The following is a 23638-nucleotide window of genomic DNA, read 5'->3' as shown; positions in this document are numbered from 1 at the left end:
TGTAAATAAATATTACATTTTGTTAGATAATGATTAGAGTATTTACAGACTTTGACGGTCCGATCATGAATGTGTCGGAGCGTTACTATCGGGTTTACCAGTTTTGTCTCAAAGAAATCCAACGCCCTAACCAGCCAATCCTGCCCATGTCCAAGGCGGAGTTTTGGCAGTGTAAGAGGGGGCGTGTTCCGGAGATAATTATTGGTATTCGTTCAGGTCTCGATCCCAGCCAAGCTGAAGCATTTGCTCAGCTGCGCCGTCAAACTGTACACACTCTGCCCTACTTAGTCCATGATCAACCGGTTCCCGGAGCGATAGATGCCCTGGAAAAATTACAACAAGCAGGTATAGATTTAGCCGTCATGACCATGCGTCGGGTGCGAGAGCTTGATGAAGCGTTCAGTCGCTTAGACCTGGAGCAATTTTTCCCCCCTAACCGACGGTATTGCCTGAGTAACGACTATGTTAAGACCGGTGACACTAAAGATAAACCTTTGCTAATGGCAAAAGCCCTAAAAAAACTCCCAGCTGCCTCTGATGTCTGGATGATTGGCGATACAGAAGCGGATATAGTGGCTGCCAAAACCCACGGTATTAAAGCAATTGGAGTTTTATCTGGAATACGCGATCGCACTCAGCTCAATCTCTACGAACCAGATTTTATCGTCAATAATCTCACTGAAGCGGTAGATTTAGTTCTAGACACAGCACTGCTACAAGCCGTATGATTGTGCGATTTTAGCTGATCCGGCTAGAGCGCGCCCTACACCTGACCCTCGGTCAGGGTGGGATGAAATGAACCGTGAAAGTTCAAGTGATTTTTTATTTCAAAAAATGGCGTGGTTAAATTATCTCAAAATTTAGGAAATTATATCACTAACTCGCCGTGCAGACCAGGGAACTTCGGATCAGTTAACAGAAAGGGTTTGATCAACTTTAATTTTATTAACACAGTTAAGAAAATTGGCTCTCTAGCCTGTGGCTATGATAAATATTTATAAAATAAAAATATTTATAAAATAATCGCGCTAAAGTCTTGGCTTACAGGGCTTGTGGTGATTTAAAAAAGCAATTTTTATGAAAACTGCTTTTCATGGTCATGATGCAGTCGCTCCCCATGAGCGACTGGCTTGGTTTCCACGGGGCAAACCCAGGCAAGGGTAGAGAAGTTTGGGAGATATCACATCAAGGGGAAAAGCACCACTACGAGACAAGTTAGTGCTTTTGGAGGCACGTCCTAATCCCCAATCCCCCATGGCTATTTTCAACGTAAGAAGCAACTAATCACCCAAAGCAAGACAAATGTCACCAATGTAGCCAGTTCTTCTGTTTTCAAGTCTAGGTTGGTGAATTGGCTTTCCAGAGAATTCCCCAGCAAACTTCCCAATCCCACACCTAAAAACAGACCTGCCAGGGTTAGCAACACCGCACGACCAAATTGTTGTTCTTTCCGATTGAGGAAATAGATCGTGAATCCGAAGCCTATAGCCATCACCAACGGCAAAATCGAGTTTCCGGATGAGGTGTCAAGGACAGTAGCACTGCTTAAGATTAAGAACACTGCACTCGGCCAGATTATGTCTTCTCTTGTCGGAGTATCCCACAACCGTTTCAGCCACTCAGGAGAGTTATTAACTGGTGTTTGGGGAAAACTCGGTGGAGCTTGAGAAGCCTTCTCCGGGAAACGAATGCGATCAGGAACTTTAATCTTTCCTTCCTGGCGCATCCTAAGTCGATCCATAATAATGGCATCGTAGGCCGCCTCTACGGTATCTAAAAGCTTTTGGTTACCACGATGCTTTTGGATCAGGCGACCTTTGGCATCCTGAATTTCATCAAAGGACGCTTCTTCCGTAACCCCAAGCTGATCATAGGGATTGTTATCACTCATTCAAGACCTCCGAGACATCCCTTGTTTTCACATACCTTCTTTTCATTAGTATGACAGCAACTTTAAACTAGTTATGTATATGTTAAGGTTAGGCACGAGAAACTCTCAACCTTGCTCTGGGTAACCACTGTTCACAGAGTCGTCTTGGTTGAGGGTGGTGTCAATGCCCCTGGGTGCTAGTGTAGCTTGATCTTCAAACAGCAGTGCCGCAGTGAAGTCAACACAATGCCGGTGCATCTCAGTTTTTTGGCCAAATCACCGGAGAATTCCTGAATAATGTTAGAACCGTTAGTAAATCCATATAGACTCATCAAGGCTATGGGTTTTTTGCTCTTTAGAACAAGAAAAAAAGACTTTTTGCCGTGGTTCGGGAAGTCCTACTGTGGGGGAATTTTGAAAATAACTGATCTGCCTATGCGATTGACCAACTATTGGCATTGCCTAATAATCTGAGGATAATTGTCTACAATGCCCAACAGCACCGTTGGTGTCAAAACACTCTGCGTCTTAAATTTGTGATCCCGTTTTCCGTGGAAAGTTATGACCGCCGCCAAGATTCTTGTCGTAGATGACGATCCGGCAATCCGAAATTTAATTCTACGCTTCTTAAGTCAAAAGAATTTTCAAATGCAGGCTGCTCAAGATGGCAAGACGGCTCTTGCCACATTTGAGCAATTTAATCCAGATTTAGTCATTCTAGATGTGAATTTGCCTGACGCCCTTGGCTACAACCTGTGTCAGCAAATGCAGAGCCGCACTGATGTCTTTGTCCTCTTGCTCACCAGTCGGTCGGATGCTGCTGACAAAAATCAAGGATTTCAACAAGGTGCTGATGACTACATCACCAAGCCCTTTGATTTACAAGAGCTGGAAAATCGAGTTAGAGCAATTTTGAAACGGAAGCGGGCTGTTACTGCTACTGAAGCAGAACGCCTAGTCTTCGACCATTTAGTCATCGACCCAGGGCGCAGGGAGGTAACTATAGACGAAATACTTATCCCTCTAACTGCTCTGGAATTTGATCTACTCCATTTTCTGGCCTGTCATCCGGGTCGGGTCTTGCGCCGTTCTGAGTTAATCCAGGAAGTCTGGGAGTACGATTATGTGGGAGATCAGCGAGTAGTTGATGTCCATATCGGTCAAATTCGCCGTAAAATTGAGGTGAATTCCAGTGACCCTTCCTTGATTCAGACAGTTCGAGGTGTTGGCTACAAGTTTGAGGCACCTTCTACTAAGAAGAATGAGAAAAATGGTAAATCCAGTAGCTAACTCATTGTTGACACTCCACGACTATTCAAACCCCTTGCTCGTGGAGCGTCAATGGTTGCCAAGGCAATCGACTACTGAGTTACCGGACTAGAGTTAAAGAGTCGTCTAGTAGAGCACGGCGGAAATAAAGATAGGATTCAAAAATAGCCAAACGCTTATGTAATAAGCATTCAAGAATTGTTAATACCATAATTTTTAATTCCCCGCAGCAGTACTAGTCATCATCCCTGCTTTGGTCTAGCCTCTTGCTGAAATGGCTCGAAGTCCCTGGGATTAGCTTTTTTGAGAGGGAGTCGTAGCATGATTGTTTGATTCTGCTGTATCAACTTCTGCTGTAGCAACTTCTTTGGTGGTAATTTGATCAGATTCACTTGGGGTAGGGGTGTTCAGCCCTTGCTCTATCTGTTGTGCCTCTAGCTTAAACTGATTTTCAAACTCCTTGGAGGCATCTTGAAAGCCTCTAATCGCTTTACCCAGACTACGACCAATTTCTGGCAACTTCTTAGGGCCAAATACTAATAGGGCAATGACCATAATCAACGCCATTTCCGGTAAACCCATACCAAAAACGTTCATTATATAACCTCCTGGGATTTGTCAAGTGCTGGTTTGCTGTTACTAGTTTGCTGTTATTAGTATTCCACATTTGATCCAAATTGACCGCTGTTCCGTTGAACTAAGCCAGTTGAACTAATCCAATTTAACCAAATTATTTTAACTAAAGGTATTAATCCCAGGGACTTCCTAGCCTATCCATTGCTGTCAACAGCATTAAAAAACCCGGACAAGCCGGGAGGGAGCTGAAATATTTGAAATGTTTGATTAGCAGTTGAGCCTGGCAGTATACTACTGCCCTAGGCTTGTCCAATCAACATTGAAACCTTGAATGAGGATTGATTTGTTGTAAATCTGCAAAATAATCAGCAAAAAGACGAAAAATAGCCCCATAAAGACTCCCATTACAGGAGTAGTGCCCCAACCTGGGGCAACTTTACCATATTCCGAGTTAAGGGGTTTGAGAATATCTCCTAGCCGAGTTCTTTGTGCCATGGGTAAATTGAGTTTATGGTAAATTTAGATTTATGTTAATAGATATTGTGACTACTCCCACATCAAATTAAAGATTATGATGTGGGCGCGCTCTTACTCACGAATGAGAATTGCTGCTCCTCGGCGGAAGCCGACGCGGGGCGCGTTCGATATCCTGTACCGATTTACCACAGCCATTGAGCGGCAGTCCAACCGCCATTAATCCACGATTCAATAGGTGCATTTTCCAATGGCCGGGGAACCCGGCCTTGGGTCGCACCTCAATATTGATACCACTGTTTCAGTCCAAAATCAAGAGACCCCGTCAGGCAATTCCCCGGAGACGAAACCTTAGATAGGGTCGCCTTATTACAAAAGACTTAACCCTTTTATGCAAGACGGTTCGCGGAGCGGCTATGGGCGAGCATCACCTATAAAGGCGACCCTATCTTACGGTAACTTCTAACCCGCTAACCCTTACTGGCACTGCCAGACGCTGCTTAACACGGGTATAACGGGAGACCCCAAGCCTTGTGTAGGTTGGAAATTTTGTGAGCTACCGACCTTAGTCGATGGATACCATGTATCAGCTTACACTAAGGAGGCACTAAACCAAAGACATTTATGCTCAACAAGCCGCTTGAATTCAATGAATCCAGACTCGGCAATAGTTTGAGAGAGTTTGCGCCAGCTGCACATCCTTAAGACATGTTTAACTTGCAGGACTATCAAAGCGTGGTTTTTGCCTAAGTACCTGGTGAGGTAAGGGTCGTGGAAATTACAAATTTATATTTGCCGGATGTGGGGCTACATACCCAGTGATGACGCGCCACGTCACCTTTTCCCAAGACAATTAACACATTATTAACACAGTACCTTATATTTGTCAAGCCTGCCGTTCACCACAAGTAATCTTTTTGAGGGACTAGGATTTTTTGATCAACAAACATCAACAAAAGTACACGAAAATCTAAAATATTGTCGAACACTGTCTAACACTGTATAGTATTTATCAGTTTGGCCATGTCTGTTAACAGTGTTAAGATTATGTGCTATTCTTAAAAAAAAGCAATAAAACTAAAATTTGTTAAGACAACATCAAAAAAAGCTACCATTGACTCTGATTCTACTCCTAACAATAGATCCCCTTTAGCTCGCGTTTGGCCTGATCGTTAAAGCACAGGTAGGGGTAGCTGCTCCCATGCTCTCCCTCAAGTAGTCAGCTAAATGTGGAGGTTTGTCGAGGTTTTAGAGAGCAGAGTCTCAAAAAGAAAACAAACTAATATTTTATTTCAGCCATGGAACCCGCAATAGTCCTTAGCATTGTTATCCTTGTTTTTGTGATCGGTATCACTGGTATATCCATTTACACCGCTTTTGGACCCCCTTCAGCGGAATTAGTAGATCAGTTTGAAGAACATGAAGACTAAGAAAATGGTGTTCCATTCAAACCGGGAAAGTCACAAGCGATTAGGGTAGCACAACTCAACTATCAGTTAACCGCTACCCTTAGGCAAAACATAGCCTTGGGCAACAGACCAAGCATTCCCTTAAGCATAGAAGGTAGATTAAAACTTGATCGTCAAACTGTTGTCGTGTCCATTGAGTTCGGAGCCTTGAGGAGCCGGAATTTGCACGGTAAATGTAGTCCATCTCTGAGAGCTTTCTACCTGAATGATGCCGTCGAGCTGCTTGACTAGCTCCTTTACCAAAGCTAGACCTAATCCTGTACCACCTCTCTTCCAAGGATCAGCATTAGGAATGCGATAGAACTTATCGAAGATGTGGGGTAATTCCGTATCAGCAATCTCAGCTTGATTGCTGATTTTAAATATTACCTTGGGTACGGTATATGATCCGACCAAATCCTGATTGTTTTGGTAAAAAAACTCAAGAATAATCTGCCTGTTGGCTGGAGTATATTTACAAGCATTGTTGAACAGTTCTGTCACAATTCGCCCGAAGCTGGTCTTGTCAATCAAAACCGATGGCAAATTATCTGACAGAGTCAACTTCAGGATTTGCTGTTGTGCCTGGATACGGGAGCAAAAGGAATCAATGATTTGGTGTAACCAGATTTTCAAGTCTACTACTGTTCTCGAAACCTGATAAGAGGCGGTTTCTAAACGCTGCAAGTCGAGTAAATCGTTGATTAGTTCAATTTCTCTGTAACACTCAGATTCTAAAATCTCTGTATAGCGCTGTCGTCGTTGACTCTCCGGAGCAATTTTGAGCATCTGTATTGCCATTTTCATATTGGATAGAGGTGTGCGCAGTTCATGAGAAACGGTACTTAAGAAATCATCTTTGAGCATGTTTAGTCTCTGTAGTTCCTGGATTCTCTCTCGTAGTTGTTGGGTGCGCTCAAGTACTTGCCGTTCTAAGTCGGTGTTGAGGTTAGCCAGACGCTGATAAAGCTGGCCTTGCTGAATTGCGATCGCAAGTTGCTCAGCCATCGACTGCACCAAAGTCACTGCGCCATCAGACCATTGGTAATCACTATCAATCTTGATCAGGCACAGTTTTCCCCAAAGGCGGTTTTGAAACCTTAGTGGTACAAGTAACCCATGGCAACTATCCTCAAGGTTTAAGTTGCAGCTATTGTTAATACGCACCACTTCGAGATTTTTGATCTTGCGATTAATCTCATTGTCCGCATCGGGAGTTTCAGCCCCCAAAGGGCTACTCAAGTTAGGGTGTTTACTACATTGAGATACCGTTAACCAAACCTGCCGCTGTGGCAGATATTCTTGAATTTCTACTAGGTCAACGTCCAACAGCTGACTAATTCCTTGAGTGGCTGTGCTAAAAATCTGCTCTAAATCAAGAGAGCTACGAATCTTTTGAGTAAACTGATTGAGCGTTGCTTCCCGTTGGGCTTTGAGTTGGTTTTCCTGATAAATTTGAGCCTGCTGAATCGCAATTCCTACATGGTCTGCTACTGATTTCCACAAATTTCTTTCCCAAAACTGCCACTGTCGTGGTCTACTACACTGATGGGCAACCAGTAGTCCCCACAGAGGTGAGTCTTTAGGTTGGTTTTGGTCTAGTTGAGGGTCACAAATGATCGGAACTACCAAGTTAGCAACGACTTGAAACTGAGCTAGGCAATTAACTTCATAGGAGGACAAGCCCCCAGAATCAGAATAGATATCTTCAATCGCTTGGATTGGAGCATACCGGTACTGATTAGCATGGGTTTCCCAGAAGTGGGGATTATACATTTCCCTACCTGTAATCGGCTGCCAGGGTGATTCTACAGACTCTACTGTGAATCTACCTCTCCAATCCGACTCGAAGCGATAAACTGCTACCCGATCTGCTTGTAACAATCGACGAACTTGATTAACTGTGGTATTTAGAATTGTCTCCACATCTAAAGACTTACGAATGCGGGCTGCAAAGTTTTCCCGAAGGGAATCACCCATTGCCTGCCTCAGCTTATCTTGAGCCACCTGGTTAGACAGTGCGTTCGCGTAGCGTGGCCTATGGCCAATCGCGTAGCGTGACCTACGGTCAATCTCTGCCTGTTTGCCCTCTTTAGCATCAACGACAGTTGCTACAAAACCAATCTGTTTCCCTACCTGATCTTCCAGGACACTAATCCTAAAATCCCTAGCCAATTGGCTACCGTCTTGGCGTTGAATGAGCAACTCACCCTGCCAAAACTCTAACTGGGACAATTGAGCAAAAATTTCTTTGATGGCAGCATGACTTCTAGGGGGAAACATGATCTCGGATAGCTGCGACCCAATAACATCTTGGGCTTGCCATTGATATAGCTTACAGGCATAACTATTCCAATGGATAATTGTTCCATCCATATCTATGGCAATAACCCCAATAGGTAAGTTATCTAATAAACAAGCCTGAAAGTGAATTTGCTCTTGTGCCTTTTGGTATTTGGTTTCCTGAGCTAATAAAATTTCTTGAAGCTGCTCACAAGCTGCTTCATCGACTGTAAGCTCACGTAGAATCTGGAACTGCTCTAATCTCATCATTGATGTCTCAAAATCGAACGATCAGCTCTCAATTCAACAGTTACCATCAGCAAATGTAGCTGTAGTGACTGGGGTGGTTGTATTTCTCACATCAGCCTGTTTTCTATTCTTACCTGTACTCAGATGCAGAAAGTTGAATTGATTTGCCATAGCTAGTTGACTAAAAAATTTCCATATATACAGCCATAGCATTCCCAAAACTATGACTCAGAGCGACAATTGTGTAGAAACATTGATCTAGCAAGCAGGTCAGAACGATTACTTTACCAGACAGCTGAGTAGATTCTTAACGGATCACAACCGTTGCTCATACTCCCCTGAGGTTAATTGTCAACCAAACCCCCAACAAACTACGATGTCCTCTAATTTAGAACAACTTTCGGCTCAGCTGGAAAGCCCTAACATGCGCGATCGCTTGATGGCTCTGGCATCACTACGGGATGTTCAAGCCAGTGATGCCGTGCCCCTAATTAAAAAGGTACTTGATGATCCCAATTTACCAGTTCGCTCTATGGCTATATTCGCCCTGGGAGTCAAGCCTACGGAAGAATGCTACCCAATTTTGGTCAAATTCATGGCAACTGACCCAGATTACGGAATTCGTGCTGCTGCTGCTGGGGCTTTGGGATATCTAGGTGACCCCAAAGCCTTTGAACCTCTAGTTAGGGCGTTCTACGAAGATACTCAATGGTTGGTACGTTTTAGTGCTGCTGTTTCCCTAGGTAATCTCCAAGATCCCCGTGCTCGTGATGTGCTGACCAAGGCGTTAGATAGTCAGGAAGTACTAGTCCAACAAGCTGCTATTGCTGCTTTGGGGGAAATCAAAGCTACAGAAGCTATAGACGATATTCTACGCTTTGCCCAGTCAGAGGATTGGATAGTGCGTCAACGTTTAGCAGAAGCCCTCGGTCAACTGGGTCAGGACAAAAGTATCTCGGCATTAAAGTATTTGGCAAAAGACAGCCATCCTCAAGTGTCTGAAGCTGCTCAAATGGCTATATTGCGTTTGTCTGAAGCCTCAAGCTAGTGTAGCATCCTGGTAATTGGGCTAATCATAGCGCGATAGAATCAACAGTGCACCACTTGATTCCAATTACCAACATCACTGATCTACCACGATCTACCACAAATTTTTACAATCTTAGCCAATGGATATTAAAGAGTTTTTTGAGCAGAGTGCTGGCAGATGGTTTTCTCAACGTACTAGTAATCATATTACCTCTCAACCCATGAAAAATGGTAAGTCCAACATCACTATGGAAATGCTATCTGGTGATGCCCCAGAGGTGATAACACTCTGTAAACAATACCAAATAGAGCCTGGTATGGCTATATTTGGTTTAAAAGTGATTTGGGACGGTACAGTAGTAGGAGAGCAGAAAAAGCAAACTGGTTCCACTGTTGTTGTAGCTGTTCCCAACCCAGAAAATCCTGACATTGGCAAACTATTGCGAACTAATGGTGATGTTGAAGAAACTTCCTTTCTTGATGCAATAGCGAGTGGGGGAAACCCCCTTTGGCCGACTGCATCGCTAAAATGTCGTTACAGTATCAGCCAGGATGATGTTTTAACAATGATTACAGAGGGGAAAACTCTATATGCTGAAGAACGTTTTTGGTTTGCTAGCCCTAACTTTCGCTTACGAACTAACGTTCTCCAGCAGGGGGGGCAATTAACCATGGCTTCTTTGGCCACAGAAATTCGTCTTGGTGTTACCTGAAAGGTAAGCATTCAGTCAGCTATCAGCTATCAGCTATCAGCTATCAGCTATCAGCTATCAGCTATCAGCTATCAGCTATCAGCTATCAGCTATCAGCTATCAGCGAACAGCGATTAGCGCTACGCGCACGCTGTCTTGATGCAATAGCGAGTGGGGGAAACCCCCTTTGGCCGACTGCATCGCTACTTGAGGTGCTTTTGAATAAAACAGGTAAGCATTGGTTTAATCTGAGTTACCTCCCAGGGTCGAAGCCTGTGCCACAAGGCACCTCAAGTAGCGTGAGCCAAAAGCTCACGGCTGACCGCTGACCACTGACCACTGACCGCTGACCGCTGAATGCTTATAGTCTCAATTATTAGTATTTATGTTATTGACTACAAAAGGCTTATCGATAGGTTTTGGTTCTTTACTGTAAGCACTTTCCAGGACTTTGTTCCTGACTAAATTTGCCTCATATTCAGAAAAATAGCCAATCAGGGTACCTCGCCACACTTTCCTGAGCATATATCTCTCTGATGGCACCTGTATATAACCGGCTGGGGCATAGTTATCTTTTATAAATGAATCAGACTTAATCACCTGAGAATTTTTAATATAATCATGTTTTGATTTAAATAGCTTACAATTGTAATTGTAAGCCCATTTGTTAGATATAACGACTCGTTTAAGATTTATTTTATTCAATAAATAACTTGTTGGTACAAAAACAGCAAATTTGCCATCAGGAATCTTAGCACAGGCTCGGGCAGAGTAGTTTTCAAAAATTATTTGGGCAAATAATGTCAGCTGTATTCCAAAAATTAGTCCGGCTATTAAACCAGAAAATAGGGGAAAATAAAAACTTTTTTCATGCATCCAATTTACCTCTATTTACTGTGACTAAAGGACTTTATAATGGAATTAATTATATAAATTAATCGCTAGATATATACCTAATATATTAAATATTAATGAAGATTACTTGATAGTTTGATGAAAGTTTATAAAAAATAATTTAATCACAATGGGGTATGCCATAGGGGGATCAGGGAGGATTTGGTATGATTAGCTCCGAACGCGCCCCGCGTGACCAAAGGTCAATCGCGTAGCGTGGCCTACGGCCAATCATCCCACGGGGATTAATCGTGGGATGGTTAACTTTGATCCAAGTTAACAGTGGCCTGAGAAAGACTCTGTGCCTCTGACCTATTTTCAACCTCCTGATCTTCCGCTGAATCACTGACCTGCTTATCGACTACGGTAGCTGTGACTGTACCAGAGTCTTGGTGCTGGACAACTGCCTTCAGCTTTTGGTAGACATCTGAAGAGTCTGGTGGTGGATGAAATTGGTGAATTGGCTTCTTGTTAAGCTCATAACTTGACCAATCTACATTGTAGCTAGGACTAGCACGGGCTTTGGTCAGAGGCTTTGGGAAGCTTTCTCTGGGCTTGACTGATTTTTCAGGTATTTTGGATGATATGCTCTTGGCTGGGGGGGAAGTGTCCTGTTGGCCTGTTGGTGGTGCTTGGAGTGTCTTTGACTCAAGCATCCCTTGCTCTGGTGTAGTTTCATCGGAACTAGTACCTAGAGAGGTTTCAGCAACATTGTCTACCCACTGTAAACTTAGTTCTAAGCTCTCGGTTGTGGATCTACTATCAACCGGAGCGGTTAAATTTTGGGGAAATTTACGACAAACCATCCGCTCAAACTCATGATTAAAGCGATATATAGGCTGTCCTCGTCGTAACCAGACTGCCAAAATTTGCTCTACAGATATCGCTTTGTAACGCCCTTGATAAAGTGCCTCAATCACCGCTAGACGCACCCAATTGGCAGGATAGTTCTCAAGCCATAGATTGACTAATTCTTCTACAGTGTAACCCCTGAGCTCAAACCCATAGTGACTGAGCAAGGCAAGGGCATAGGCAATGGCTAAATCTGAGTCATTGGTCATGGGTAAAAGGGCTCAAGGTGGGAAGGTGGTACGATTCCAGGTGGAAAGGTCGCACATGTGGCAAATTATTGACGCACAGCGGCTTCTGGCAACGTCGCTTGGTAATATAACCTATATCCTGCAACCAGCAACCTGCAACCTGTAACCTGCAACCTGCAACCTGTAACCTACAACCTGCAACCTGTAACCAGCAACCAGCAACCAGCAACCAGCAACCTGTAACCTAGAACCTGCAACTAGTTTTGGTAGTGAGTTGGTTGGTCAGTGAAATCAGGACTTAGGACTTATGACAACACTATACGGTGAGTTGAACTCAGTGACACGTCCTGTCTTCACCAAGGCCTGATCGATAAATGCGAACGCGCCCCGCGTGGCCTACGGCCAATCGCATCAGCTCGCTTTGGCTTCTCCCTTGGGATGGAACAGGGTTGGGTTGGGGTGGTTAACGACAATTTTGGCGATGGTAGCGTACGCAACTGCTTCGGTAGCATAAGCAGGAATATCCTTCCAATCTTCATAAATTTTAGAAATGTCAGAAGACTCTTTCACTGACTTCCCTAGAGTTTTGGCTAAAGACAGCCCATTGACTAGAGAGGCAATCAAATCAACACGGCGCAAGGTCTGCTGAGGATGGAAGGTTTGGTCTGGGTATCGAGAGAGAAAACCACCACGATAGGATTGGTTGATAGCTGGTAATGCCCAGAAATTCAGGGGGACATCAATAAATTGGGTAACTGGACGGATTGGATTGGGGTCAAACACTTTCACCAGTAGGGCAGCTTAATCAGCCCAAGTTAGAGGGGCATCTGGTTGAAAGCTGCCATCGGCAAAGCCACTAATCAGGTTTAGACTACCGAGGCGGCGAATAAAATCTTCTGCCCAGTGTCCAGGTATATCGCTAAAGGAGGTAATGTCAGGGTTAGGGTTAACAATATAAGGAGATGCGAACGCGCCCCGCGTGGCCTACGGCCAATCGCATCTGCAGAGCCTGTGGCTACCAATGCTTGGTAAATCAATGCTGCCACCTCAGCACGGTTAATCGGCCTCATGGGATTGAGCTGATTGGGTTGGGGATAATTCACTACCATTCGTCTTTGAGTTGCTGTGGCTACCGCTTGGGTAGCATAACTGGGAATTTGAGTGCGATCGCGATAAAACCCGAGTTCGCTAGACTCACCACCTGTTAACCCCAAACCCTTCACTAGGGATACCAGACCTTGCACTCTGGTCAGATTTTGCTGGGGGCGAAATGTTCGATCGGGGAATCCGGAAATAAAACCCATAACTGCTGCTTTCCGAATTGCCTGTGATGCCCAAAATTTCGCGCTCGAATCCACAAACTCCCCTCTGCCTTTACCCACCTGCCGTGGGCTTTCAAATGTTTTGGCAATAATTGCTGCATACTGTGCTAAGCGTGAGGTTGGCTTCTGGCTTGAATGTGCCATCTCCAAAGCCACTAACTAGTCCTCTAATCACTAATTCTCCAATAAACTGGCTTGCCCAATGACCTGCCAAATCACTGAATTGAAATGGACCAGTCTGTCGGACTGGAACTTGAGATGAACGTAACTCTACCGCACCCTCAATTCTAGATGGATTGAGCTGATTGCCCACCGAAACTAAGCTGACAGAGGTGCTATTTTGGAGATCAGCCTTACCATTATTGCGCAGGATATTACCCGCTGGGTCTTGAGAATTGCCTAAATCTGGTCTAGCCCTACCATTAACCACTAAACCACCATGAGTATTGTTCTCAATCAGATTACGACGCAATACTGGTTGCACCTGACGCATCAAAACGATTCCAGCTCGGTTACCTAGTATTTTATTATCTGCTATTAACGGTGCAGCCGAGTCGCTGATGGCAATCCCATAACCAGTCTTTTGACAAACATTGCCTCGCACTTCCCCTTTGGCATTACGCACCAGAAAGATGCCACTGGAAGCGTTAGCGATCAATACATTATCCAGAATCATGGGTTTGGCTGTGCCAGTAACAAATATCCCTTCACGACCACAGCGAGTAAAGGTATTATTGGCAATAATCGGTGAGGTAGATTCAATCCAGAGCGCTGTCCCCAATTTGCCCGGATTAGTAACCGTTACTCCTCTTAATTGGGCCTTGGAATCCAAACGGATGGTAATATTTTGACGATTAAACGTGGGGCTGACATAGTTCCCACTGCCGGAAATCACAATATCCTTACCTTTGGTCGGTTCATTGCCGAGAACCATTACCATCTTAGGAATAACTAGAGGAAAAACTTCGACCCTAGCAGCATTATAGGTACCAGCGGCTAAGTGAATGGTAGTTCCAGCAGTGGCAATAGAAAGTGCCTTAGTCAAGGTTTTAAACGGAACAGTATCACCAGTATCGCTATCCTTACCAGTGACTGGGTTAACGTGAATAATAGATTTAACCATATTAGTCAGTAAATGGCAATTAACAATTCACACGTAATACTTAACACCTAATATTTAACAGGTAATAATTTAAACTTAATAGTTTATTAACAATACTTAATAGTTAATATTCAACACCTAACATTTAACAGATAATACTTAATACCTAATACTTAACACGTAATACTTAAAAATATGATAGAAGTAGAGCATCTAAGCAAAATCTATGGCACCACCCCAGGGATAGAGAATGTTACTTTCAGGGTTGAACCAGGAGAAATCCTAGGGTTCCTTGGACCGAATGGTGCAGGGAAAACCACTACCATGCGAATTTTGGCAGGTTATTTACCAGCAACCCATGGTACTGCCCGAATTGCTAATTATGATGTTCATGAAAATTCTATGGCAGTACGACGCCGAATTGGTTATTTACCGGAATTTCCGCCACTGTATCCGGACATGACCGTTGAAGGATTTTTGCACTTTGTTGCCCGTATTAAAGGTGTTGCTGCAGGCGATCGCACTACTAAGGTCAAAACTGCCATGGAGCGCTGTAACATAACGAGCAAGGCCAAGCTACTGATCCGCAAGCTTTCTAAGGGCTTCCGTCAACGGGTGGGTATCGCTCAGGCGATTGTACATGACCCACCGGCCATCATTTTAGATGAACCTACAGTCGGTCTTGATCCTCGGCAAATTATTGATGTCCGTAACTTAATTAAGAGCCTTGCTGGTGACCATACTATTATCCTCTCAACCCACATTCTACCAGAAGTGAGTATGACCTGTAGCCGGGTAGCTATCATCAATGAAGGCAAAATTGTAGCAACAGATAGTCCAGAAAAGTTACTGGCGGAGTTAACCGGGGGATCAGGTTATGAATTAGAAATAGATGGTGATGCACAGGAGTTACAGAAATTATTACAAGTTATACCAGGAGTTTGCCTGGTGGAACTGGTTAATGATCACAATTTACCTGGCGGACGATCTTTATTCCACATCGTATCAGCACCGGGAGCAGAACCCGCACGGGATATTGCAGCTGTGACTGTGGGAGCTGGTGTAGGGATATACGAAATGCGACGGACTCGCGCTACTCTGGAAGATGTCTTTTTGAAACTGACTACCACCGAAAAACCACTGCCTCAACCAGATCCTGATTTACAGGAGTCTGATGAAGGATGAAGGATTAATAATGAATAATTAATAATGAAGGATTAATAATGAAGGATGAAAGTTATTTTTTCCCCCTTTAAAGAAGTAACATTAAACTAAATAATAGTAATCGTTTAACTAACTAACCTTCAACTTTAAACCTTCAACTTAATTAACTAACCTTCACCATTGAAGCTTCACCATTGAACCTTAAACCTTAAACCTTAAACCTTAAACCTTCAACCTTAAAATTACTCTATACAATAAAAAAATGATTATAATTAGCAATATATTAGCCATTTTTCGTAAAGAATTACAGGGCTATTTTGCTTCACCATTCGCTTATGTGATCGCCGGTGTATTTTGGTGGCTGTCTGGCTCCTTTTTTGTGGAAATTCTTTTGGATCAAGAGGGGATTATTAACCAAGTGGCAACGGCAGAACAATTGGGTTTACCGATACCGCCAGTGGATGTTGCCTATGTATTTTTGCGTCAATTCTTGGAAGTGATGGGTTCACTGTCGTTATTTGTGTTACCAATTCTGTCGATGGGACTCTATGCTGAGGAACGCAAGCGCAGGACTTTGGAACTTTTGGCAACTTCTCCACTAACGAATTGGGCTGTAGCCGTGGGTAAACTCTTGGGAGTGGTGACATTTTATAGCTTTATGGTGCTACCCTTACTTGCCTATGAAGCGATCGCATTTAGTGCTACAGACCCCCCCGTTCAACCTATCCTACCCTTACTAGCCCACGTTGGATTAATTTTACTGGCAGCATCGGTGCTTTCTCTGGGGATGTTCATTTCTTCCCTAACTGATAGCTCAATTTTGTCAGCAATCCTCACCTTTGCTTTGGTTTTGGGACTTTGGGTGATTGATTTGATTGCTAAAAATGTTAGTGGACCGCTTGGAGAAGCCTTAGGTCATTTATCGTTGTTGGAAAATTATAAAAATCTGATTCAGGGTGTTTTGGATACTAGTAGTATAATTCTGTTTTTGAGTTACATCTTTATCGGTATTTTTCTAACTGCTCAGTCTATTGATGCATTGAGATTTCAGCGTTCTTAGTATGTAAGTATTCAGCGGTCAGCGGTCAGCGGTCAGCAGTCAGCGGTCAGCAGACTTAACTCAGATTAAACGAATGCTTACCTGTTGTCTTGATGCAATAGCGAGTGGGGGAAACCACGGCAATAGCGAGTGGGGGGGACCCCCAAGACCGCGCTGCCTCCCCAAGACCGTAATGGTGCGTTTGACCCGTAATTAAATTCGCCACGGGTCGCACCTCTGCATCGCTTATTCAAAAGCACCTCAAGTAGCGTGGCCATTCCCGTAGCGTGGCCAAAGGCTGATAGCTGAATGCTTTCCTCAAAACCTACCAATTTCTTACAGCAATTTCTGACATCGAACTAAGACTAGTCATTGTCAGTTAAACAACACCAGACAAAACTGAGACAAAAACTGAGACATTTTGCTCTTGTCTTCCTAGTAGTCTGACATTATAGAAAGTTCAGGGATAGGCAACTATTGACCTAACACCCCTGACTGGTTATATCCTGTCCGGTGCTGGGTGATAGTGTTCTTTAGCCCAAATCTGGACAGTTTTATATTTTAAAGACAGACAGATTAGATACAGACATATACAGAAATTCTGTGTACAAGAAAACTGCTGTTTTCTGTCTGACTATCCCCAAAGGAGTAGATTATGAGCTTTCACACTGGAGAGATTGCTGTTCAAACTCGGTCTGGGGTAAGGGAAGAAGCTGAGAAACTCAGCTCAATGATTACTCCCGTTATCAAACCGGCTGCTCAGATGCTCCTGACAACCCAACAATTAGCGATCGCTAGTAGTGTGGATACCAATGGCTTGGTTTGGGCATCACTGCTGACTGGTCAACCTGGTTTTGTCCAAGTTTTAGATCATCAAACTGTTGAGATTAACTGTATCCCGATCGATGGGGATCCGTTGTACGAAAACTTGGTGAAAAATGGAGTACTGGGACTTCTGGTGATTGACCTGACTAGCCGTAAACGATTGCGGATGAATGGCTTGGCTAGAGTAGAAGGCCAAGGGCAGATTATGATGCAGACCACTGAGGTATTTTTCAACTGTCCCAAATACATCCAGCTGCGTCATCTAGAGACTGATACCCCTGAGTCAACGCAGCCAAATGAAATTCGCAGCTTTGAGGCTTTGACCACAACCGAGCAAGACTGGATTACCCAATCTGATACCTTTTTCATTGCCAGTTTCAATCCAGAAACTGGGGCAGATGCCTCTCATCGGGGTGGATATCCGGGATTTATCCAGGTGATCAGTGATCATCAGCTAGTGTTTCCCAATTATGCTGGCAATAATATGTTTCAAACCCTAGGTAACCTGACAGTGAATCCCCATGCTGGTCTGCTGTTCATCGATTTTGAGCGAGGCAATACCTTACAACTAACAGGAACAGCCGAGGTGATTTGGGATCAGTCACGATTCACTACCGTTCCAGGAGCGCAACGGTTAGTGGAGTTTCATATTGACCAGGTCTTAGAGACAACTAATGCTAGCCCTATACGCTGGCGCTTTGGAGAGTATTCTGCCGCTAATCCTGCGGTTAAGAAGGAGAGTTTACCAGATGCCCTGGTTGTTTAACACAGGCAACAGGGAACAGGGAACAGGCAACAGGCAACAGGCAACAGGCAACAGGGAATGAAAAAGCTGATCACATAGCGCTGCATCACTTTTATGATCATGTTTTCGTCAATTCTTCATCCGAATTTCCGAGAGCCGAAGTTCTCTGTTCCCGACAACTGCCGCGAAGTCTAGTCTGTCAGAGCATCAATCAAAGCATCAAGTTTAGCCAGTATTCTTAAGGCTTCTTCTGGGTTGCCAGTTGCACTCATTGGTTTAAATCTGGTATGGGCATCAAATTCTGCTCCCCTCTCCCCAGACTATTCCCCCTGTTCCCTATTCCCTGTTCCCTATTCCCTGGGCACAGCGCTATAGTTTTTAGCTAACCTGCCACTACTTAACTCTTATTCCTTGTGTTTTGAGAGTGATTAGTTTAATTCCTGGATTATAAGTATAAACACGACGAAAACTAAGTGTAATCACTGAGGCATTCGGATCTAGGGGTTGTTTTAAGGTGATATAACCTTTAGTTGGTGTCCTAGAAGCCATGACTGTTCCATCCCAACTAGAGCCTGAATAACCTCTATAATTATTTCCTAAGTTATCAACGGCGATAAAATCTGAAAATCGGCTATCTTTATTATTGTAATTATAAGCTTTAAAATAAATTTTTAATTGGCCATTTTTCCACTTTTCTATCTTATCAACGACGAAGCGAGCGCCATTAACTTGTGGGGATGACCAATAATTTCTAAAAACTTGAGGGATTTGGCTTTGCCATTCAGCAATTAATCGTTGTGCTTCTTGATAAGATGGCGTAGGGTTATGAATCCGTTTGGCGATGGATATTGCTTGACTATACTGTCGCTGATTAGCATAGTGATTTGCCTTGATAATCAGGTTTTCTCCTTGTATTTCTAATTCAGCAGCTAGTCTTTCTAATTCAGCAGCTTTTAGTTTGGTTTCAGCAGTGTTAATAATTTGGATTGCTTGCTCCTGGAAACGTTCAGCCTTAACCTGTGCTGCCATTGCTTTGGCTTGTTGCCATTTACGTTTCTTTAGGTCTTGTTGAGCTTGTTGAATTAAATTTTGCTCACTTTGCCATTGCTTCCATTGAGTAATTAACTGTTGTGCTTCTTGGTAACTATTACTCTCAGAAGGTATTTTTTTAGCTTCAGTAATTGCTTTATAGATAAGTCTGGGGTTCTCTACTAGTTTAGTGGATTGATTTAGTTGTGCGACAGAACAGTCATTTAAGAGGCATATCGATTTTTCATTGATGCTCAAAAAATCCGGAACTTCTTGAGCTAAGTTAATACATTTTTCATAGTCTCCATTGCTCCAATGCTGTTGAATTTTACTTACTACTAGTTGCTCAATTTGGTTTAATCCGTAGGTAAGACCTAACCCTAAACTAATTACAGTAACTATAGCAGAACTTAGTCGTTTATTCAGGTTCTTTACTTTCAGTTTATTGCTAAACTCGGCTATTACTTTTCTTTGAATTGACTGTGGTGATGGAACCGATTTAAAAATACGTTCTAGATTGGCAAGACGCTTTTTAGGGTCAGGTTCTACCATCTTGTCTAGGTAGTTAAGAAATTCTTTGCTAAAACCTGAAGCTAAATGCTTGAATTTTAGACGATGATTGCTTAAATCAATTAAATTACTAATTTTCGCTGTTTTAATTCCTGTTACTAAACAAATCAGTGTCACTCCTAAACTATAAATATCTGATGCTTTATTGAGGGGTTGATTATATAATTGTTCTGGTGGCATAAATCCAGCTGTGCCAGCCATCGTAGTACTTACAGCAATTGAACTATAGGCAAGTTTTGCTAAACCAAAATCAATTAAGTAAACCCGCATTCTGTAATCTAACAAAACATTTTCTGGTTTAATGTCTCGGTGAATTATCGGATTATAAAAATGTTGGAGATAATCCAAAATTTCGAGCATTTGAACGGCAATTTGCTGAATTTGCTCTGGTGTAAAGCTTGGGTATGCAGACAAAGGTTGAGCGTTTTTGTACTCCTGTACCAAACAAACACCACCCTCAGGAGCAAAGGAGTCAAGATAGCGAGGAATCCTAGGATGGTGTAACTGTTTTAGTACCTTAATCTCACTTTCAATGGATTGGTAACCATGCCAGCTACTGTTATATTGAGCAAATTGAAATAGCTTGATTACAACTTTTTGCTTAGTTTTAAGATGGATGGCTTGATAAGTTACTCGACCACTGTGATAGTTCTGACCTAATCGTTTTTTGACTTGGTAGCCATAGTTAGAAAAATCCGGAAATTCGCTCATCGAATGTAGGTTTGTGCATCACTTACAAAATGTATACGCTTTATAGTACTCCAACTTCAACAAAATAATAACGGATTGAGTTTTAAGTAATTGAAACCCCAAGTCTATTTAGAGTTTGCGCTGATAGTGACCTGAAAGCTAGAGCTGGTAAGTATTGTGGAGCACTTGTGGCCCCCCAGTAAGTTTATACAAACTTTATATTTAAGCAAAGCATTTATACAAAGTTTACAAAAAAACTATGAAGGATAATCTTTTTATGGATAAAAATATTGTCAACTTATTCACCAATTTATAAACCGAACTAATAGTGTGGCTGGATGTGTGGAATCACTACTGAATGCTGAGTACTGAGTGCTGAGTGCTGATACCTGATAGCTAAATAATTATCTGATAGCTAAATAATTAGGACTTATGAAAATTAGTTATTTTAATTTTCCACTCTATAGCTGTCCTATGATTACCCGCTGAAGTTCCATGGGATGCTAACCATTGAGCCGCTACGCGATGCTAACCATTGAGCTGCTAAGCGATCGCATAATTACCATCTTAAGTTCGATGCGATCGCATAATTCCCCTCTCAAGTTCGATGTGATCGCATAATTCCCCTCTCAAGTTCGATGCGATCGCATAATTCCCCTCTCAAGTTCGATGTGATCGCATAATTCCCCTGTGAAACCCGCTAACGCCTAACCCCTAAGCCTAACCCCTAAGCCTAATGCCTAATACCTAGCGGGTTAAGCTGAATGCTTACAATCAGTAAGTAATGATAGTTGCAGCTCCCGTGAGGTTTGAGATGAAGACAAGCAAAACCAAGAAGTATCTCCTTTACCTTTTCTGGCTCGGGCCACTACTGACCATGGCGGGAATCACTGTCAGGATTATTACTGAAAAATGGTCCCCAGACGCATTAGGGTTACTGATTGCTGGTATTGTCATTAGTCTTGTGGGGCTAGTATTTTTAGCCCAGTTGGCCCCGAAATTTTGGCAAAGCCGTTCTACCCAAGTCGGAACCAATGCTATTATTTCTACCGTAGCTATGTTAGTGATTTTAGGGCTGATTAACTTTTTAGGGGTGCGCTATACCCAACGCATCGATTTCACAGAAAATCAGTTATATACTCTGTCACCCCAGTCCCAGCAAGTGGTGCAAAATTTACGACAGCCCCTTAAGGTTTGGATCTTTAATCCACAACCCAATCCAGATGACCGAGAGTTGTTAGAGAACTTTCGTCGGTATGGGTCAAACTTTGAATTTCAGTTTGTTGACCCTCAGCTAAAACCAGCACTAGCTCAGAAATTTGGTGTTCAGTCTATCGGAGAAGTTTATCTACAATATAAAGACAAGCAACAATTATTGCAAGCTGTTAATGATACCCAACCTCTGTCAGAAGCTAGTCTTACTAGTGGTATCGAAACTCTGACTCGGGAAATTTCGGTTAGGGTTTACTTCCTCCAAGGTCACGGAGAAAAATCCTTAGCAGAAGTAGAAGGGGGATTATCTGAGGCTGTACGTGTTCTAGAGGATAAAAATTTTACGGTTCAACCCCTTAACTTAGCTGAACGCTCAGAGGTTCCAGCCGATGCCTCAATCGTGGTTAGTGCAGGTCCGATGCGAGCATTTTTAGAAAAAGAAGTCAAAGGGTTACGTAACTATCTATCCAAGGGTGGTAGCTTACTATTGATGCTCGACCCTGATACTAATCCTGAATTGGATAGCTTTCTCAAAGACTGGGGAATTAAGCTAGACAGTAGGTTAGTGATTGACCCGTCTGCTCCAGAACGTTCCTTAGTGCTTGGTGCAGCAACTCCAATGGTGACCAGCTACGGGAATCATCCCATTACCACGGAATTTGGCGACGGATTTTCCTTTTATCCCTGGGCGCGATCGCTCTTAATTACGCCAGTAGATGGTATCCAGGAGACTCCTCTGCTAATTACCAATGATACAACTTGGGCTGAGAGCAATCCTAAACAGCAACCACTGGAATTGAATCCAGAAAGCGATCGCCCTGGTCCGTTAATCTTAGGTGTAGCATTAAGCCGTAAAGCCGAAGGGATTGATCAAGCTACTCCTAATGAGGATGGGAATAAAAAGACCTCTTCATCTCGTCTAGTAGTCTATGGTAACTCTAATTTTGCCAGCAATGGTTGGTTTGATCAGCAATTAAATGGTGATGTTTTTCTCAACACGATTAGCTGGTTAAGCAAGCAAGATGATCAAGTGCTATCTATCCGCCCTAAAGAACAAAACAATCGACGGATTAACCTAACAGCAATCCAGGCTGAGTTACTGGGTTGGACTGCCCTGTTACTTATGCCCTTAGTCGGGTTTACTACAGCTGGGTTAGTATGGTGGCAACGCCGTTAGCATTGATAACTGATATAGCATTATAGCAATTCTACGACTTGTGAGGTACAAATTATTGGGTTTTAGGGAGTAGGGAGTAGGGAGTAGGGAGTAGGGAACTTCGGAACAATAATTATCACAATTTATACAATTTATACACGGAACCCTATAAACTTATGACAATTCTACAAGCTAGTCACCTATCTCTAGAAGATGTGCATCATACCTTTGGCTTTCAACGGCAATACAATAGTTCATTAACTTCCCGGTTATCCCTAGACACTATCACTGAATTTGAGCAACGGGAGTTGGAACAAATTCGGACTGATTTTGATAATTATTTTATCGCGGGTAAAGTATCTGAAGGACTGGTAAAAGCCCTAACTGTTTTTCCATTACTGCGATTAGCTGGCTTCTATCGCTCTCCAATAAAGATTTCCTTGGAAGAAGGAATTGCTGATATTGATATTCAAGACCAGGATACCAAAATTACTGGCAGACTAGATATTCTAGCAATTAACAAAGCTCAACAGACAGTAGATCAAGTATCGTTTTGGGTCTTAGTTATCGAAACTAAAAACAGTAGTGTTGATGTATCCGTTGGGTTACCTCAATTACTGACCTATGCCTATAAGAGTTTAGACCATCAAGACTCAGTTTGGGGACTATCGACTAACGGATACATTTATCAGTTTATTTATATCCAAGCTGGCAATCCTCCGATTTATCAGTTGATGCCAGTATTAAACCTGATGGAATCGGAGTCATCGATTAAATTACTACAAGTTATTAAAGCTATAGCGCTCCTATAGCATTTCCATTTGATTTGTGAACATACTCCCTAGCGACTATGTTCGCTCTCCAAATCGAGTCAATAATTCTAGTCGAGACAATTGTAATAGTAGGGGGGTAAATTCTTCTGGAGAGAGTACCATCAATGGCTCAATGATTGCCAGCAGA

General features: G+C 42.9%; 24 protein-coding genes and 1 pseudogene. 10 read left to right on the top strand and 15 right to left on the bottom strand.

Annotated features, from left to right (window positions below; all coding sequences use genetic code 11):
* Positions 1-29 precede the first annotated feature (29 nt).
* A complete protein-coding gene (locus F6K37_RS09800; RefSeq protein ID WP_008178865.1) occupies positions 30-728 on the top strand; it encodes an HAD family hydrolase in 699 nt (232 codons plus the stop codon).
* A 369-nt stretch (positions 729-1097) separates the two neighbouring features.
* Here F6K37_RS09800 and F6K37_RS09795 read toward each other — a convergent pair whose 3' ends face one another.
* The 3 genes from F6K37_RS09795 to F6K37_RS09785 all read right to left on the bottom strand — a co-directional run bounded on the left by F6K37_RS09795 (position 1098) and on the right by F6K37_RS09785 (position 2128).
* Complete coding sequence (locus F6K37_RS09795) at positions 1098-1256, bottom strand: hypothetical protein (RefSeq protein ID WP_008178867.1); 159 nt, start codon at positions 1254-1256, stop codon at positions 1098-1100.
* Positions 1257-1264: 8 nt separating this feature from the next.
* Positions 1265-1891: a CPP1-like family protein gene (locus F6K37_RS09790; RefSeq protein WP_008178869.1), complete on the bottom strand. Its 627-nt coding sequence runs from the start codon at positions 1889-1891 to the stop codon at positions 1265-1267.
* 105 nt (positions 1892-1996) lie between these two features.
* The gene (locus F6K37_RS09785; protein ID WP_271969968.1) at positions 1997-2128 is read right to left on the bottom strand and encodes a hypothetical protein; all 132 of its coding nucleotides are present in this window, start codon (positions 2126-2128) and stop codon (positions 1997-1999) included.
* Between the two features lie 303 nt (positions 2129-2431).
* Between F6K37_RS09785 and F6K37_RS09780 the strand changes: the two genes are divergently transcribed.
* Positions 2432-3160, top strand: coding sequence for a response regulator (locus tag F6K37_RS09780; RefSeq protein ID WP_008178873.1), 729 nt, complete (start codon positions 2432-2434; stop codon positions 3158-3160).
* 273 nt (positions 3161-3433) lie between these two features.
* On the opposite strand, the gene F6K37_RS09775 is transcribed toward F6K37_RS09780, so the two are convergent.
* Positions 3434-3736 carry a TatA/E family twin arginine-targeting protein translocase gene (locus F6K37_RS09775; RefSeq protein WP_044492070.1) on the bottom strand — a complete coding sequence of 101 codons (303 nt, stop codon included), beginning with the start codon at positions 3734-3736 and terminating at the stop codon, positions 3434-3436.
* 270 nt (positions 3737-4006) lie between these two features.
* Positions 4007-4210 carry a photosystem II reaction center phosphoprotein PsbH gene (gene psbH / locus F6K37_RS09770; protein WP_008178875.1) on the bottom strand — a complete coding sequence of 68 codons (204 nt, stop codon included), beginning with the start codon at positions 4208-4210 and terminating at the stop codon, positions 4007-4009.
* Positions 4211-5487: 1277 nt separating this feature from the next.
* On the opposite strand from psbH, the gene psbN reads away from it, so the two are divergent.
* Positions 5488-5619, top strand: coding sequence for a photosystem II reaction center protein PsbN (gene psbN / locus F6K37_RS09765; protein ID WP_008180512.1), 132 nt, complete (start codon positions 5488-5490; stop codon positions 5617-5619).
* Between the two features lie 138 nt (positions 5620-5757).
* Here the strand turns inward: psbN and F6K37_RS09760 are convergent, their stop codons facing one another.
* Positions 5758-8190 (bottom strand): sensor histidine kinase, encoded by a 2433-nt coding sequence (locus tag F6K37_RS09760; protein ID WP_081431866.1) that lies wholly within the window; start codon positions 8188-8190, stop codon positions 5758-5760.
* Between the two features lie 355 nt (positions 8191-8545).
* On the opposite strand from F6K37_RS09760, the gene F6K37_RS09755 reads away from it, so the two are divergent.
* Both F6K37_RS09755 and F6K37_RS09750 read left to right on the top strand, forming a co-directional pair.
* Positions 8546-9217 carry a HEAT repeat domain-containing protein gene (locus F6K37_RS09755; protein WP_008180506.1) on the top strand — a complete coding sequence of 224 codons (672 nt, stop codon included), beginning with the start codon at positions 8546-8548 and terminating at the stop codon, positions 9215-9217.
* A 121-nt stretch (positions 9218-9338) separates the two neighbouring features.
* A complete protein-coding gene (locus tag F6K37_RS09750) occupies positions 9339-9911 on the top strand; it encodes a phycobiliprotein lyase (RefSeq protein WP_008180504.1) in 573 nt (190 codons plus the stop codon).
* Between the two features lie 348 nt (positions 9912-10259).
* Here the strand turns inward: F6K37_RS09750 and F6K37_RS09745 are convergent, their stop codons facing one another.
* From F6K37_RS09745 to F6K37_RS09715, 6 genes are all read right to left on the bottom strand, one after another.
* On the bottom strand, positions 10260-10766 hold the full coding sequence (locus F6K37_RS09745) for a hypothetical protein (RefSeq protein WP_008180502.1): 507 nt from the start codon (positions 10764-10766) through the stop codon (positions 10260-10262).
* A 278-nt stretch (positions 10767-11044) separates the two neighbouring features.
* Entirely contained in the window at positions 11045-11845 is an 801-nt protein-coding gene (locus F6K37_RS09740) for a hypothetical protein (RefSeq protein ID WP_008180500.1), read from the bottom strand.
* Between the two features lie 390 nt (positions 11846-12235).
* A complete protein-coding gene (locus F6K37_RS09730) occupies positions 12236-12613 on the bottom strand; it encodes an S-layer homology domain-containing protein (RefSeq protein WP_008180496.1) in 378 nt (125 codons plus the stop codon).
* A gap of 12 nt (positions 12614-12625) precedes the next feature.
* Complete coding sequence (locus tag F6K37_RS09725; RefSeq protein WP_229414343.1) at positions 12626-12712, bottom strand: S-layer homology domain-containing protein; 87 nt, start codon at positions 12710-12712, stop codon at positions 12626-12628.
* Entirely contained in the window at positions 12691-13290 is a 600-nt protein-coding gene (locus F6K37_RS09720) for an S-layer homology domain-containing protein (protein ID WP_229414341.1), read from the bottom strand. The genes F6K37_RS09725 and F6K37_RS09720 overlap by 22 nt, the downstream gene beginning before the upstream one ends.
* Complete coding sequence (locus F6K37_RS09715) at positions 13220-14269, bottom strand: DUF1565 domain-containing protein (RefSeq protein ID WP_008180492.1); 1050 nt, start codon at positions 14267-14269, stop codon at positions 13220-13222. The genes F6K37_RS09720 and F6K37_RS09715 overlap by 71 nt, the downstream gene beginning before the upstream one ends.
* Positions 14270-14443: 174 nt before the next feature.
* On the opposite strand from F6K37_RS09715, the gene F6K37_RS09710 reads away from it, so the two are divergent.
* Positions 14444-15433: an ABC transporter ATP-binding protein gene (locus F6K37_RS09710; RefSeq protein WP_287249803.1), complete on the top strand. Its 990-nt coding sequence runs from the start codon at positions 14444-14446 to the stop codon at positions 15431-15433.
* Between the two features lie 241 nt (positions 15434-15674).
* Positions 15675-16472: an ABC transporter permease gene (locus tag F6K37_RS09705; RefSeq protein WP_008180488.1), complete on the top strand. Its 798-nt coding sequence runs from the start codon at positions 15675-15677 to the stop codon at positions 16470-16472.
* A 55-nt stretch (positions 16473-16527) separates the two neighbouring features.
* On the opposite strand, the gene F6K37_RS09700 is transcribed toward F6K37_RS09705, so the two are convergent.
* Entirely contained in the window at positions 16528-16677 is a 150-nt protein-coding gene (locus F6K37_RS09700; protein WP_154659694.1) for a hypothetical protein, read from the bottom strand.
* 429 nt (positions 16678-17106) lie between these two features.
* Here F6K37_RS09700 and F6K37_RS09695 point away from each other — a divergent pair, with 429 nt between their 5' ends.
* Complete coding sequence (locus F6K37_RS09695) at positions 17107-18042, top strand: pyridoxamine 5'-phosphate oxidase family protein (protein ID WP_008180486.1); 936 nt, start codon at positions 17107-17109, stop codon at positions 18040-18042.
* A 170-nt stretch (positions 18043-18212) separates the two neighbouring features.
* Here F6K37_RS09695 and F6K37_RS45455 read toward each other — a convergent pair.
* Both F6K37_RS45455 and F6K37_RS09690 read right to left on the bottom strand, forming a co-directional pair.
* A pseudogene (locus tag F6K37_RS45455) lies at positions 18213-18326 on the bottom strand (toxin-antitoxin system HicB family antitoxin); the annotation flags it as partial.
* Between the two features lie 88 nt (positions 18327-18414).
* On the bottom strand, positions 18415-20331 hold the full coding sequence (locus F6K37_RS09690) for a serine/threonine-protein kinase (protein WP_287249799.1): 1917 nt from the start codon (positions 20329-20331) through the stop codon (positions 18415-18417).
* A gap of 793 nt (positions 20332-21124) precedes the next feature.
* On the opposite strand from F6K37_RS09690, the gene F6K37_RS09685 reads away from it, so the two are divergent.
* On the top strand, positions 21125-22699 hold the full coding sequence (locus F6K37_RS09685; RefSeq protein ID WP_287249797.1) for a GldG family protein: 1575 nt from the start codon (positions 21125-21127) through the stop codon (positions 22697-22699).
* Between the two features lie 155 nt (positions 22700-22854).
* Entirely contained in the window at positions 22855-23490 is a 636-nt protein-coding gene (locus tag F6K37_RS09680; RefSeq protein WP_287249795.1) for a restriction endonuclease subunit R, read from the top strand.
* The last annotated feature ends 148 nt before the right edge of the window (positions 23491-23638 follow it).

The organism is Moorena sp. SIO4E2 (assembly GCF_010671945.1).
In the GTDB taxonomy this organism is placed as follows: Bacteria; Cyanobacteriota; Cyanobacteriia; order Cyanobacteriales; family Coleofasciculaceae; genus Moorena; species Moorena producens.
Note: the sequence above shows the minus strand (reverse complement) of the source record. Positions and strands in the feature narration are given on the sequence as shown.